This is a genomic window from Aurantiacibacter luteus (assembly GCF_001010945.1).
Taxonomy (GTDB): domain Bacteria; phylum Pseudomonadota; class Alphaproteobacteria; order Sphingomonadales; family Sphingomonadaceae; genus Alteraurantiacibacter; species Alteraurantiacibacter luteus.
This window is the reverse complement of record NZ_LBHB01000001.1, coordinates 552,882-566,524: the sequence shown is the minus strand read 5'-3', so window position 1 is coordinate 566,524 and position 13,643 is coordinate 552,882. Positions and strand designations below refer to the sequence as shown.

Here is a 13,643-nt window from a genome sequence, read left to right as displayed (position 1 = left end):
CCGGATTCCTCTGGGTATCGGTGGCCGGGCGTTAGTCCGACCGACTTGCGCACGAAGCCTTTGCACGGCGCAACCTGCGGCAGGTCCATGGGGACAATCCGGAATTCCGTGACCGTGCCCGTTTTGTCGATGTCGGCCACGAATTGCATCCGCGCTGCTCCAGCGGCAGGCAGGCCGTGTTCTCGAGGATCGTATGCCCCCTGGAGGATGTGACGGGACCTCGTCGCCGTACTCTCCCGTCATCGCTTGCAGCAGCGCATCGGGCACAATAGGGCAGCAAGTCAATGGACCTGACCCGCTCTCCCCTCGCCCGGCCCTTCCCCGAAATGTCGCCCATCGCCGGCGTGAAGCTGCGCGTGGCGCGAGCCGGGTACAAAAGCTGGGACCGCGCCGACCTGACCTATGCGGAGCTGGCCGAGGGTACGACGGTCGCGGGCGTGTTCACGCGCAACGTGTGCTGTTCGACCGAGGTCGAAATGGGGCGCGAGCAGGTGCGGCTGGGCCGGGCACGGGCGCTGGTGGTGAACGCGGGCAATTCCAACGCCTTTACCGGTTACCGCGGGCGCGAAGCGGTGGAAGCGATCATGGCGCAGGTGGCCCATCACCTGGACTGCCTGCCGTCCGATGTTTTCGTCAGCTCGACCGGTGTCATCGGGGTGCCGCTGCCCAAGGCCAAGGCCGAGGCGGGCGTGGCAGCCGTGTTCGAAGCTCCTGAGGTTCCGTACGAGGAAGCCGCGTTAACTATCGGAACGACCGACACTTTCGCCAAGGGCGCGACGGCCACCGCGATGCTCGGCGAGACCAAGGTTACGCTGAACGCCATCGTCAAGGGCAGCGGCATGATCGCGCCCGACATGGCGACGATGCTGGGCTATGTGTTCACCGATGCCTCGGTCGATCCTGCCTTCCTGCAGAGCTGCCTTGCCGCCGCCAACCGCGCCACCTTCAACTGCATTACTGTGGACAGCGACACCTCGACCAGCGACACCGTTCTGGCCTTTGCCACCGGCAAGGCGGGCAACGCCCCATTGACGAGCTTCGACGATCCGGGCGCCGACGCCTTTGCCGCCGCGCTGCACGACGTATGCCGCCAGCTTGCCCATCTGGTGGTGCGCGACGGCGAAGGGGCGAGCAAGTTCATCGCCGTGACGGTGACGGGCGCCGAGAGCGACGATAGCGCCCGGCGCGTGGGCCTCGCCGTGGCCAACTCGCCGCTGGTCAAGACCGCCATCGCGGGCGGCGATGCCAACTGGGGGCGCGTGGTGATGGCGGTGGGCAAGGCGGGCGAGCCCGCGAACCGCGACACGCTTTCCATCGCATTCGGCGGGCACTGGACGGCGCGCGACGGGCTGCCGGTGAAAGGCTATGACGAGGCGCCGGTCGCTGCGCACCTGGCGGGTGAGGAGATCGACGTGCTGGTCGATCTCGGCATCGGCGAAGGCCGCGCGACCGTGTGGACCTGCGACCTGACGCACGGCTACATCGCCATCAACGCGGACTACCGATCTTGAGCCTGCTCGATCGCGAGATCATGGCGCTGATGCGCGAGGTGACGGACCGCGTCATCCTGCCACGCTATCGCAACCTCGGCGCGCAGGACATTGAAGACAAGGGCGGAAACGATCCCGTCACGATTGCTGACCGCGAGAGCGAGGCGATGCTGCGAGAGGGGCTCGCCAGGCTCGCTGACCTGCCGGTGGTGGGAGAGGAAGGCGTCCATGCCAACCCCACGCAGCGCCGCCACCTGTCCGGCGATTGCTGGATCGTCGACCCCATCGACGGCACCCGCAACTTCGCCAGCGGGCAGCCACCCTTCGGCATTCTCATTGCCCGCGCCGAGGGCGGCGTGGCGCGCAGCGGATGGATTTTCGACTGCCTGACCGGTCGCTTCTGCGCCGCGCATGAGGGGCACGGGGCCTTCGTCGATGGCGAGCGCATTGCGGCGCGCGGGACCGGCGAAAAGCCGCCCGTCGCCGCCATCTCGCTCATCTTCATGGACGAGGCGAAGCGCGCCGCCACGATCGAGCATATCTGCCCGCACTATCGACTGACCGACATACCGTACTGCGCCGCCGAGCAGTACCCGCGCCTCGCGCTGAGCACCAACGACGTCTCGATCTTCGAGCGAACGCTGGCCTGGGATCACGCGGCGGGCGTGCTGTGGCTGAACGAGGCAGGCGGGCGAGCCGCCCGGCCCGACGGCTCGCCCTACCGGGTGGACGGCGACGAATACGGCGGCCTCATCGGCGCCGCCTCGCCTGACTTGTGGGACGACCTGGCGGCGCGTCTGGCCGCCCTGCCCGCCTAGAGCTGGCTCTCGAGCCAGCCCTTCAGCGCGTTCTTGGGCGCGGCGCCCATCTGCTGCGCGACCGGCTGACCGTCCTTGAACAGCACGAGGAACGGGATCGACTGCACGCCCATCTTGCCCGGCACGTCCGGGTTTTCCATGATGTCCATCTTGGCGATGGTGACCTGCTCGCCCATCTCGTCGCTCAGTTCCTCGAGCGCGGGGGCGATCATCTTGCACGGGCCGCACCAGTCCGCCCAGAAGTCGACGAGGACGGGCTTGTCGGCATCGAGCACATCGGCCTGGAAGCTCGCGTCGGTGACAGTCTTGGTGGCCATGGGTATCTCCTGATTCTGCTTGGCCCCCCATCTGGGGAACGGGTCGTGACAAGGCAACGCGCGGGAGCCGATAGCTTTCCTTAGCCGGGCGCCATTTCGGCTTTCGGGCGCGGTCGGTTCGCCGCCAGCACCTCGGCCGGAATGGCGATGAGGCGCGGCACCTGCGTGTAGAGCACCGCCGCCTCCACGGTGCGGCCGGGATAGATCACGCCGAGCGCGGCGGCATAGGCGCCCATCTGCGCCAGCGTCGATTGCGGCACTTCGGCGAGCGAGGCGGGCGGGCGGCGGGCGGTCTTGAAATCGGCGACCAGCACCCGCTCGGCCGTCACCAGCAGCCGGTCGGCGGTGCCGGCGATCACCAGTTCGCCCACCGTCGCCGCGAGCGGCACCTCGGCCAAGGCATCGGGGCCGAACAGGTCGGACCAGTCCGGGTGATCGAGCACCGCGAGCGCCCGCTCCAGCATCTCCGCCCGTTCCTCTGCCGACAGGTCCGGCCCGTGCCGTTCGAGCCACGCCCTGCCACCCGCCTCGCGCAGGTCTGCGGGCACGTCGGGCAGGCGTTCGAGCAGCGTGTGGATCAGCACGCCCCGGCGTGCGGCCACGGCGGCCTGCTCGACCGGCAGCGGCGGGTCGGCGCTCGTGTCCTCGGCGCTGGCGGAGGGGGCAAGCGGGCGCGGCGGGCGCGGTTCCTCGCCCACGGGCCGCGTGGCCCAGTCGGGCAGCGGCTGGCGCAGGCCAAGGTCGGTCTGGAAGCGCTTTTCGACCGGCGGCGGCCGTTCGCCCAGTTCGGCCCGTGCGCCCCAGATCGGATCGTCGATCCACTCGCCGCCGAACAGTGGCGCGAGCCGGGCGTACCAGCTGTCCTGCGCGGGCGCCTTCTCGCGCTTGCCCAGCGCGCCGCCGATGAACAGCGCCTCCTCCGCCCGCGTCATGGCGACGTAGAGCAGGCGCCAGTGCTCCTCGCGCTCGGCGGCCTTCGCGGCCTCGGCTGCCTCGGCCACCCGGCCCACGCGTTCGTCCTTCGTCAGCGGCGGCAGCGGCAGAGTGCGCCCGCCGCCGCCCGGCAGGTCCTCCGCCAGCCACAGGCCGCTGGTACGCGAGGCATCGGGATCGCCGCAGGCGTCGGCGAGGATGACGATGGGTGCCTGCAGGCCCTTCGAGCCGTGGACGGTCATCACCCGCACCATGTCGCCCGCGCCCTCCGCCTCGCGCTTCAGCTCGCCCTCGCCCGCGTCGAACCAGCGGATGAAGCCCTGCAGGCTCGGCGTGTTGGTGGCGGCGAATTGCAGCGCGGCGTTGAGTAGTTCGTCGATGGGGTCGTTCGCCTCGGTGCCGAGCCGCGCCACCAGCCTGCCGCGCGCCGCCCATGGCCCGACGAGCATCCAGTGGAGCAGCGCCTGCGGAGGCTCGTAGTCGGCGATGCGGAGAAGCTGGCCGAGCTTGTCGACCGCCGCCCTGGCCTGCGGGGCATCGCTGCGGCGCAGGTGGCTCCACAGCGCACGGCCTTCGGGGCGGAAGCCGTGCTCCAGCAGCTCTTCCTGCGACCAGCCGAAGATGGGCGAGACCAGCAGGCAGGCGAGCGAGAGGTCGTCGAACGGCTGTGCGGCAAAGCGCAGCGCCGCCATCAGGTCCTGTACCGCCAATGGCGCGCCCAGCCGCAGGCGGTCCACGCCCGCCACCCGCACGCCCGCGGCATGGAGGCGCGCGACGATGAGGCCGGCGAGTTCCTTGCGCTTGCGCACCAGCACCATGATGTCGCCCGCCGTGGCGTTGCGCGGCGCGGCCTCGTCCTTGACCAGCGGATAGCCTGTGTCGAGCCACTCCTTCACCTGCGCGGCGATCCGGTCGGCCATGCGGCGCTCGGGCTCCGACACGCGGATTTCCGGGCCGCCGTTCTCGTCCTCGGCATCCTCCGGCTGGCCCGGCACCGGCTGCCACAACGTGACCAATCCCTCGCGCTCGAACCCGATATGCCGCTCGGGCGCGCGGTCAAGGCCGATGGATTCATGCCCGATGGCCGCGATGGCGCGGTCCACCACGTCGAGCACCGGCTGCGAGGTGCGGTAGGAGCGGCCCAGCCCAAGGTCCTGCAAGGCATTCAGCACGGCGACGTTGCGCGAGCCGATGGCGTTCTCCCGCCGCACCCGCAGCAGTTCGGCATAGCGGTTGCGCGCGGCGGCGAAGTTCTCGGGGCTCGTGCCCTGAAAGCCGAAGATCGCCTGCTTGTAGTCGCCCACGACGAAAATCGTGCGCAGCCGGTCCTCCGCCTGCCCGGCCCCGGCGAAGAAATCGTCGGTCAGCGCATCGATGATGGCCCACTGCGCCTCGTTGGTATCCTGCGCCTCGTCCACCAGGATGTGGTCGAAACGTCGGTCGAGCTTGTAGCGGATCCAGGCCGACATTTCGCGGTCGGCGAGCAGCGCGGCGGCCTTGGCGATGAGGTCGTCGAAATCGACCAGCCCTTCGCGCGACTTGGCCTCGTCCCAGGCGAGCGCATACTTGCGGCCCAGCTCCAACGCGGGGGTAATGACATCGACCAGCGCCAGCAGGCTGGCCTGCGCGGCGACCCCGGCCAAACGTTCGCGCGCCTCCTCGGCCAGCGCGGTGACGGCGGAGTCCTTCTTCTCGAGGTTGGACTGGTATTTGAGCTGGCCCTTGTCGTTGAACAGGTCGGCCAGCAGCGCGCCGGTGGCGGCAAACCGCTCTTCGGGCGAACCCAGCAGCCAGTCGCCAATAAGGCTCGCAAACTTCTGCCCGCTCGCCGCGCCCCAGCCATCGTAGGCCCACATCACTTGCTTGAGCAGCGCGGTGCACTCGGCCTCGTCGTGGCAGAGCTCGCACAGACCGGCGGCGGAGGCATCCGAGGGCAGACCCAGCAGTTGCCGCACGCGCGGCGCCATCGGCGGCTGCCACGCGCCCGGCCCGAACCAGGCCGCCCGCGCCTGGGCACAGCGCAGCAGCCATGCGCGCGCTCCGTCCGGCCCCATGCGCAGTGACAGGCCCTCGAGCGCGGCGACGGCCTCGCGGTCGGTGCGCTGCCAATCGACCAAGAGGTCCGCCAGCACTTGCGCCGCCAGCAGGTCGCGGTCGCGGTCTTCCATCGGGCGCGTGCCGGGGACGAGGCCCGCCTCCTCCGGAAAGGCGGAGAGCAACCACTGGGCAAAGGCGTGGATGGTATCGATGCGAAGCCCGCCGCCCGGGCAATCGAGCACGCTGGCGAACAACGTGCGCGCCCGGGCGATGGTAACGACGTCTCCGGTCGCGCCGATGGCGTCGAGATCGGCGGCGAGTTCGGTCGCGGGCATCCGCACCCAGTTCGCCAGCACCTCATTCACCCGGGTCGCCATCTCCGCCGCGCCGGCTTTGGTAAAGGTCAGGCACAGGATCTGCTCGGGCGCGACGCCGTCGGTCAGCAGCAGCCGCAGCACGCGGGCGGACAGCACCTGCGTCTTGCCCGTGCCCGCGCTGGCCGAGAGCCACACGCTGTCGTGCGGCGCGACGGCGGCCGCCTGGTTGTCCTTGAGGCGATAGACCTTCCCGCTCACGCTTCCGCCTCCCGGCCCTGCCACTCGGCGAGGCGCATGAGCTGGTCGTAGGTCGAATAGCCCGGCGCATCGGGATTGAGCCGCGCGACGAAGGGTTCGTTACCAAGGATCCACGCGTCGAGCGCGCCCAGCAGGTAGCGCTCGGTTTCCGGCAGGAACTCGGCGGGCGGAATGCCGGTGCGCTTGTTGCCCTCGAGCAGCGGGGTGGTGACGTAGCCGAAGCCCGTCGCGCTCTTGGCGTCGCGGCCCAGCGACCAGTATTCGAACGTCTCCGGCGCGCCCTGCAGGCCCTCGAACCCGCCCGCGCGAGCGATCAGCCCGATGGTGCCGAGCTGGAGCGCATATCCGGCCTCCACCTCCGCGCCGGAGGGCGGTGCGCCGGTCTTGTAGTCCACAACCGCCAACCCGCCGCCGGGCATCCGGTCGATGCGGTCGGCCTTGCCGAAGACGCGCACGCCCTTGGCCTGCATCTCGCCCCAGGCCTCGACCGCGACCGGCTCGCGGCCGGGCTGCTCGTCGAGCGAAAGCGCCACCCATTCGAGCGCGCGCAGCAGGCGCGGCCGCCACAGCGCGCTGAGCAGCGGATGGGCGGACAGTTCCTCGAGATGCCGGTCGGCCAACTCTTCGAGCGTGCCCTTTTCCTTGTGCCAGTCCTCCAGAATGGCGTGGGCGAGACTGCCCTGCCACGCCGGGCCGGGATCGGCATCCACGCCGTCGAGCTCGCCGAGGCGGAGGATCTTGGCGGCGTAGTACTCGTAAGGGTCCGAGCGCAGGCGATCGAGTGCGGTCACGCTGATGCCCTTGCTTGGCAGGCGTTGCTCGGCGCTCGGCACAACGCACGGCTGAGGATGCGGCGGCACGGGCGCGGGGTCGTCGATGGCCCGCGCGAGGGTGACGAGCGCGCGGTCGCTCGCCTCCTCGGTCATGTGCTGGCCCAGCAGCGCGCGCACGCGCAGCAGGAAGCGGCTGGCGATGGCGGGGCCGGAGACCTCGCGCCGCGCGCGGCTGAGCACCACCTCGGGCGCGCCGAGCGCTCCGGCGAGATCGTGCGCGGAAAGCCCGATGCGGAAATCCGCGCCCGGTACGCCGAGCGCGCGCAGCACGCCGGGCGCCAGCAGCGGATCCACAGACGGCGTCGGTGGCCATGTGCCCTCGTTCAGCCCGGCGCAGATGACGAGGTCGGCGCGGGTCATGCGCGCCTCCAGCAGGCCGTAGATCGCCACGCGCGGATGGCCGCCGTAGGGCGGACGCACGGCGACCTGGTCCATCGCATCGCGCAGCACGGGCGGCAGGTCCGCCGGTTCGAGCGCCACGGGCACCTCGCGCGCCTGCAGGCGCAGGTCCTCGATAAAGGCGGCGAGCGCGCGCCCGTCCTCGCGCGCCCACAGTTCGGTGCCGCACAGCGCCTCGCCCGCAGCAGCGAGCAGGTCGAGCCAGTTGGCCAGCCCGCGCGCCTCAACCTCTTCAACCAGCGGCGCGAGGATCGCCTCGACGCCCTGCCACCAGTCGGCGACCTTTGCCTCCTCGGCCACCACCCGCAGCGGCTCCAGCCCCGGCTCCTTGCGCGGGCCGCGCAGCTCGAGTTCAAAGGCGCGCGCTGCATCGAGCCAGTCAGGCCGCCCCTCGCCAAAGGCCGCCAGCGGGTGTTCGAGCAGCGCGATCAGCGGCACCGGCGCGGCGCGCTCGGCGGCGACCTCGGCCAGCAACAGCGCCACGCGCCCCGCCGCGGTCTGCGACAATGGCCGACCGGCCGAATCGTCGGCACTCACGTTCCAGCGCCTGAGGTGCTGCACCACCCGCGCCGCAAGCCCGCGATCGGGCGTGACGACGGCAACGCGCTTCTCCGGCACCTCCAGCGCCTCGCGCACCAGCAGGGCCACGGCCTGCGCCTCCTCCTCCGGATTGGCCGCCTCCACCAGCCGCACGCCCGCCATGCGCCGACGGCTGGCAGGCAAGTCGACCCAGGCCTTGCTCGCCTCCGGCGGCAGGAACAGGCTGGAGATGGCATGGCTGCGCTCGGGCGGGCCCTTGCCCAGCCCCGCGCGGTGCCACGGCTGCACCTCGGCCCGCGCCACGCCCATGCGATTGAGCAGCAGCTTGAGGTGATATTGCGGATGGGTGACGGCATCGCCGCGCGCGAAAGGCGTCTCCGCTTCCGCATCGCCCGCGCCGCCAAGCTCGTCCCAGACGGCATCGCTCATCGACAGGTCGAGATCGGGCAGGATCACCGCGCCCTGCGGCAATTCGCTGACGGTCCGCAGCAACCGCGCGAGCGCGGGCGCGGCGCTGGTGACGCCGGCGGCGACGTAGGGCGTGGCCGGCGGGTTCTCGCGCATCCGCCGTGCCGCCTCGCGGAACAAGAGGTTGCGCCGCGCCGCGGCATCCAGCTCGCCGCGCGCCGCCAGCTCGGCCTGCCACATCTTCGTGACGGCGTAGAACAACTTGGTGTTCTCGCGCCAGTGCTCGGCATTGTCCTGCAGCGCGCCGAGCACGCGGTCCTGCCACAGGTCCTCTAGATCGATCTCTTCGACCAGCAGCCGGTCCATCGAGGCGGCGATGTCCTGCGCCAGCCGCAGCCGCGCGCCCGCCGTCAGCGGCTGGCGGCCCAGCTCACCGCCCGCGATCTCCACAAACTGCGCGAGGCGCAGCCACCGCCGCGTGGGGTCGGCGGCAGGCGGGATGGCGGCCCCCGCGCCCAAGGAATCGAACAGCGGGCCAAGCGCCTCGTCGAGGTCGAGATCGCCGACCATGACCATGCGCGGCATTAGCAGGCCCGGCGTGCCGCTGGCGCCTGCATGGCGCACGAAGGCCTCGGACACGGTGCGCGCGGCGCGGGCCGAGGGCAGCAGCAGCGTCAGCCGGGCTAGGCCGAAGTCGGGATCGGCGTAGCGCGGCACCAGGCCGGCGACGAGCGCATCGGCGAACCCGCGGTGCGCGGCAATGGAATAGACCTGCGGCCCAGCCCGCTCAGCCATCGCGCAGCACGGCCTCGGTCGGCTTGATGGCCTCGGGCGTGCCGACCTCGAACCACTCGCCGGTGAAGGGCACGCCGTAGAGTCGGCCTTCCTCGATGGCGCGGCTCCACAGCAGGTTGGTGGAGAACGGCCCTTCCGGCGCGTCGCGCAGCAGGCGCTTCGCCACCAGCTGGATGCCGGTGTAGATATAGGGCGCGATGCGGCGTTCGCGGCGGCGGCTCACCCGGCCCGCGCCGTCCATGTGGAAGTCGCCGTGCCCGCGGAAGTTGTGCGCGCGGGTGTGCGGCACCAGCAGCAGCAGCGCGTCCATCCGCTCCGCGTCCCAGTGGGCGGAGAGATCGGCAAAGGCATCGCGCGGCCCCTCCAGCCAGACGTTGTCGGCGTTGAGGCAGAAGAACGGGTCGGGCAGCAGATCCTGAGCCTTGATCAAGCCGCCGCCTGTTTCCAGCAGCAGGTCGCGCTCGTCGGAGACGGTGACGGCGGGCGCCTTGCGGTCCTTCAGGTGCGCTTCGAGATTGTCGGCGAGGTAGTGGACGTTGACCACCGCCCTGGCCACGCCAGCCTCCTGCAGCCGGTCGAGCGTGTGGTCGATCAGCGGCTTGCCGGCGACGCGCACCATGGGCTTGGGCTGGGTGGCGGTGAGCGGACGCATCCGCTTGCCGAGCCCGGCGGCCATGACCATGGCGGTGTCGGAGGCGAGTTCGCTCATTCCCCCAGCCCTGCCCCGCGCCGCTCGCGGATGTCGGCGGGCACGTTAGCATCGAACCACTGCGCCACTGGCGCCAGCGCAGAATGCGCCAGGTCGCGTTCCATCGCCTCCCAGACGCGCGGGATCAGCCCAAGGTACTTTGGCTTGTCGTCGCGCTTCCACAGGCGGGTGAAGATGCCCACGATCTTGGCGTTGCGCTGCGCGCCGAGGCGGGCGTAGTCGGCCTCGAAATCGGGTCCGGTCTCGATCCGCGAGCGATAGAGGTCGAGCATCTCGGCCTCCAGCGCGGGCGAGACCTCGCGCCGCGCATCCTGCAGCAGGCTGACGAGATCGTAGGCCGGGTGGCCGACCAGCGCATCCTGGAAGTCGATCAGGCCCTGCCGTCCGTCACCCAGCAGCATGATGTTCTCGGCATGATAATCGCGCAGCACCGTCACGCCGGGCTGCTGGCGCAGCAGCAGGGGTGCGAGCGCCTCGCGCCAGGCGGCGAGAAAGCCCATGCCGTCCACCTCGATGCCCGCGGCGGGGCAGAACCAGTCGGGGAACAGCGACACCTCGCGCAGGTAAGTCTCCAGCGAGTAGGGCTCGAACGGGCCGGGCGGGCAGCGATGCAGCGCCACCAGCGCCTCGATGGCGTCGGCATAGGCCTGCCGCTCGCCCTCGGGATGGTCGTCGAGCCAGTCGCGCATGCGGTCGGTGCCGAAATCCTCAATCAGCACGAGTCCGCGGTCCGTGTCCTCCGCGTAGATTTCGGGCGCGCGCAGGTTCTGGCCGCACAACCATTTTCCGACGTGGAGGAACGGGCGCGGGTCCTCGTGCGGCGGGGGCGCGTCCATCAGCAGCGCGCCGCGCGGACCATGCTTCACGCGGAAATAACGGCGGAAGCTGGCATCTCCGGGCAGCGGATCGATGCTGGCGTCCTGCCATCCGGCGGCGGAGAGGAAGTCGTGCACCCCTGCGGGCAAGTCGCTCGTCATGGCATCCGCCCTAGCCAACCTTGCCCGCCTTCCACAATCGCCCTGCGCCCGTTTTCCGCGCGTTCCAGCGCAATCGACAGGCAATCCGCCTCGTGCGCAAAGCCGCCCGCGTGGTCGGGCCACTCGGCCAGCAGCACTGCGCCGTCGCGGTAGTCGTCGAGGCCCAGTTCCTCGACCTCTGCAGGGCTCTCCAGCCGGTAGAAATCGGCGTGGACGAGCGGCAGGTCGAGATGGTCGTAAGTCTCGAGGATGGTGAACGTCGGCGACGGAACCTCGCCCTCGTGCCCCGACGCAGCGATGATGGCGCGCGCGAGCGTGGTCTTGCCGGTGCCGAGGTCGCCGGTCAGCGCCACGACATCCCCGGGCCGGACCTTGCCCGCGATGCGCCGGCCGAAGGCGGCCATGGCGGCGAGGTCGGGCAAATCGACGATCAAGGCAGCAGCACCGTTGCCGTCGTGCCTGCGCCCTTCTCGCTCTGGATTTCCAGCCGCCCGCCGTGTGCCTCGATCAGTTGGCGCGCCAGGGGCAGGCCCAGCCCGCGTTTGCCCTCGCGCCCGTCGCTGCCCTTCAGGCGATAGCCGTCGAGCGCGCGGGCCAGTTCGCTCGGCTTCATGCCCTCGCCGTTGTCGGAGATCACGATGCGCGCACCCGACTTGCGCCGCGCCAGCGCCACCAGGATGCGCCCTCCCTCGGGCGTCGCGTCGATGGCGTTGTCGAGCAGGTTGCCCAGCGCCCGGCCCAGCTGGCGCTTGTCGGCGCTGACGGTGCCCGCGCTGCGATCGCCGCGCAGGTCGAGCGAAAGGTTCTTCGCCTCGATCGCCTCCTCGCGCATCCGCACGACCTGCGTGGTGAAGGCCAGCAGGTCGACATCCTCGGTGGCGATGGGCAGCAGCCCGGCCTCGCTCTGCGTCAGGTCGAGCACGCTCTCGATCTGGGTCGAAAGCCGCTCCACCGAAGCGAGGATGGCGGCGACGTATTCCTGCCCCTGCGGCGAAAGCTCGCCCGCCATGCCGGTCTGCAGCAGTTCGGCGAAACCGCCGATCGAGGTCAGCGGCGTACGGAATTCATAGCTCATGTTGGCGAGGAAGCGGGTCTTGACCGCGTCCGCCTCCTCCAGCGCCGTGGCGCGTTCGCGCAGCGCTTCCTCTGCCTTGGTGCTGTCGGTCACGTCGATGACCGTGAGGAGCCCGTTGCCGTCGGGAAGCGGAACGCCGGCGAATTCCAGCGTCCGCCCGTCGGAAAGCACCACGCGCCCGCCGCGCTGCTGGCGGTCGAGCGTGGCACCGCGCACGACCTCGCCGATTGCCTTGCGCTGGCCCGGCCGCGCCAGGCGGTTGGAAATGCGGTCGAGCAATTGGTCGACGTGCGGGTGCCGATCCACCACTTCGTCGGGCAGGCCCCAGATCGCCGGGAAGCTGCGGTTCCACAGCTGCATCCGTCCATCGGGCGCGAAGACCGCGAGCGATTCGAACAGCGAATCGAAGGTGGCCGTGCGGGTGCGCAGCAGGGTGTCGCGCGTGGCCGAGAGGGCCAGCTGTTCCGAGCGATCCTCCGCCACCAGCACCAGCCCGCCATCGGGCATGGGCTGGGCGACGACGCGCAGGTGAACGCCATCGGGCAGCGTCCAGTGGTCTTCCTGCGGCACGTCGCGCAGGAACCATTGCGCCAGCTCGCCGCGCCACTGCGGAAAGTCGCGCACCTCGGGCAACCGCCCCTTGTCGCGGGCCATGTCGAGGAAACGTTCGAACGTCGGCGGATCGACCTGCGCCGACGTCGGCAGGGCGAAGATGCGCTGGAACGGCTGGTTGGCGAAGGTCAGCAGGCGGTTCTCGTCGAACTGCGCCACGCCCACCGACAACTGGTCGAGCATCGAGCGTTGCGCGGCGCGGAAGGCGCGGAAGGCGCGGCCCTGCTCCTCCATCTCCTCGATGTCGATGGCATAACCGGCCACGCCCTCGGGCCCCAGCGGCAGGTCGCTGACGCGCAGGGTGCGGCGCTGGCTGCCGACCGTCGCCTGCACGATCCGCTCGACCGGCATGTCGCGCTCGTGCGCCTGGCGGGCGATCTGCGCGGCGGTGAGGCCGTCCACGGCTTCGACCAGCTCGATCTGCTCGTCCACCACCAGCTTCGCGCTCTTGGCCCCGACCGCCTCGACATAGGCGGAGTTGACGAGGCGCAGGCCCATGTCCGGCCCGCGGAACCACATCGGCATTGGCGCGGCCTCGATAAGGCCGACGAGCGCGGCGAAGTCGTTGCGCGCCCGCGCCGTTTCGCCGCGCAGGCGGGAAAGCTCGCCCTGGCTCTCGGAGAAATCGAACCACCAGATAAGCACCGCGCCGCCCGTCGCGATGGCGGGATTGGCGAGCTGTCCGCGCATGGCGAGACTGCGTTCGGAGCCACGCGGCGTCGCCACCATGCGGAACGGGGCGGCGGTCTTCTGCGTGCGCTTCACCGCGTCCCGCAACTGCTCGAGGTCGTGCGCGTCGAGCCCCGCGCTTCCCGTGTCGAGTTCGGTGATGAAACCGGGGAGCCTGGGCAGGCCCAGCCATGCCGCCAGCCGGTCCGGCCCCTCCAGTCGCCCGTCGCTGCGCACCAGCAGCGGGATGGCGGGCGCATCGTCGATCATTTTTGACAGTCGCCGCGTGGCGACACGCGCGCTGCGGGCGGCGCGGGCGCGGTTGAGCGAGGTGATGGCGAGCCACACCGCGCCGGCCGTCCATGCGGCCAGCAGCAAGCCCAGAAGGGCCAGCGCGGTGGGGCTGAGTTCCATGCCCCGCAGCTATGCGCCGCCGGGGCCGGATGCAATGACCGC

The 13,643-nt window shown here is 70.7% G+C and carries 9 protein-coding genes; 2 read left to right on the top strand and 7 right to left on the bottom strand.

What is annotated here, in order from left to right:
* The first annotated feature begins 284 nt into the window (after positions 1 to 284).
* Together argJ and AAW00_RS02765 are read left to right on the top strand one after the other, a co-directional pair.
* Positions 285 to 1,511 carry a bifunctional glutamate N-acetyltransferase/amino-acid acetyltransferase ArgJ gene (argJ, locus tag AAW00_RS02770; protein ID WP_047002782.1) on the top strand — a complete coding sequence of 409 codons (1,227 nt, stop codon included), beginning with the start codon at positions 285 to 287 and terminating at the stop codon, positions 1,509 to 1,511.
* Positions 1,508 to 2,308, top strand: a complete 801-nt coding sequence (locus AAW00_RS02765) for an inositol monophosphatase family protein (RefSeq protein WP_241461613.1) — start codon at positions 1,508 to 1,510, stop codon at positions 2,306 to 2,308. The genes argJ and AAW00_RS02765 overlap by 4 nt, the downstream gene beginning before the upstream one ends.
* On the opposite strand, the gene trxA is transcribed toward AAW00_RS02765, so the two are convergent.
* The 7 genes from trxA to AAW00_RS02730 form a co-directional block, all read right to left on the bottom strand.
* Positions 2,305 to 2,625: a thioredoxin gene (trxA, locus tag AAW00_RS02760; RefSeq protein WP_047002781.1), complete on the bottom strand. Its 321-nt coding sequence runs from the start codon at positions 2,623 to 2,625 to the stop codon at positions 2,305 to 2,307. The two genes, AAW00_RS02765 and trxA, sit on opposite strands and share 4 nt — an antisense overlap.
* Positions 2,626 to 2,705: 80 nt before the next feature.
* A complete protein-coding gene (addA, locus tag AAW00_RS02755) occupies positions 2,706 to 6,170 on the bottom strand; it encodes a double-strand break repair helicase AddA (protein ID WP_047002780.1) in 3,465 nt (1,154 codons plus the stop codon).
* On the bottom strand, positions 6,167 to 9,145 hold the full coding sequence (locus AAW00_RS02750) for a PD-(D/E)XK nuclease family protein (RefSeq protein WP_047002779.1): 2,979 nt from the start codon (positions 9,143 to 9,145) through the stop codon (positions 6,167 to 6,169). The genes addA and AAW00_RS02750 overlap by 4 nt, the downstream gene beginning before the upstream one ends.
* Positions 9,138 to 9,854, bottom strand: a complete 717-nt coding sequence (locus AAW00_RS02745) for a nucleotidyltransferase family protein (RefSeq protein ID WP_047002778.1) — start codon at positions 9,852 to 9,854, stop codon at positions 9,138 to 9,140. The genes AAW00_RS02750 and AAW00_RS02745 overlap by 8 nt, the downstream gene beginning before the upstream one ends.
* Entirely contained in the window at positions 9,851 to 10,831 is a 981-nt protein-coding gene (locus AAW00_RS02740; protein ID WP_047002777.1) for an aminoglycoside phosphotransferase family protein, read from the bottom strand. Before AAW00_RS02740 ends, AAW00_RS02745 begins: the two co-directional genes overlap by 4 nt.
* Positions 10,828 to 11,265 (bottom strand): tRNA (adenosine(37)-N6)-threonylcarbamoyltransferase complex ATPase subunit type 1 TsaE, encoded by a 438-nt coding sequence (tsaE, locus tag AAW00_RS02735; RefSeq protein ID WP_047002776.1) that lies wholly within the window; start codon positions 11,263 to 11,265, stop codon positions 10,828 to 10,830. Before tsaE ends, AAW00_RS02740 begins: the two co-directional genes overlap by 4 nt.
* Complete coding sequence (locus AAW00_RS02730) at positions 11,262 to 13,601, bottom strand: sensor histidine kinase (protein WP_047002775.1); 2,340 nt, start codon at positions 13,599 to 13,601, stop codon at positions 11,262 to 11,264. The genes tsaE and AAW00_RS02730 overlap by 4 nt, the downstream gene beginning before the upstream one ends.
* Between the last annotated feature and the right edge of the window lie 42 nt (positions 13,602 to 13,643).

What these genes read in the sequence shown, in the direction of transcription:
- argJ (WP_047002782.1), top strand. Translation starts at nt 285, where the DNA reads ATGGACCTGACCCGCTCTCCCCTCGCCCGGCCCTTCCCCGAAATGTCG.
- AAW00_RS02730 (WP_047002775.1), bottom strand. Translation starts at nt 13,601, where the DNA reads ATGGAACTCAGCCCCACCGCGCTGGCCCTTCTGGGCTTGCTGCTGGCC.
- AAW00_RS02750 (WP_047002779.1), bottom strand. Translation starts at nt 9,145, where the DNA reads ATGGCTGAGCGGGCTGGGCCGCAGGTCTATTCCATTGCCGCGCACCGC.
- AAW00_RS02740 (WP_047002777.1), bottom strand. Translation starts at nt 10,831, where the DNA reads ATGACGAGCGACTTGCCCGCAGGGGTGCACGACTTCCTCTCCGCCGCC.
- AAW00_RS02745 (WP_047002778.1), bottom strand. Translation starts at nt 9,854, where the DNA reads ATGAGCGAACTCGCCTCCGACACCGCCATGGTCATGGCCGCCGGGCTC.
- trxA (WP_047002781.1), bottom strand. Translation starts at nt 2,625, where the DNA reads ATGGCCACCAAGACTGTCACCGACGCGAGCTTCCAGGCCGATGTGCTC.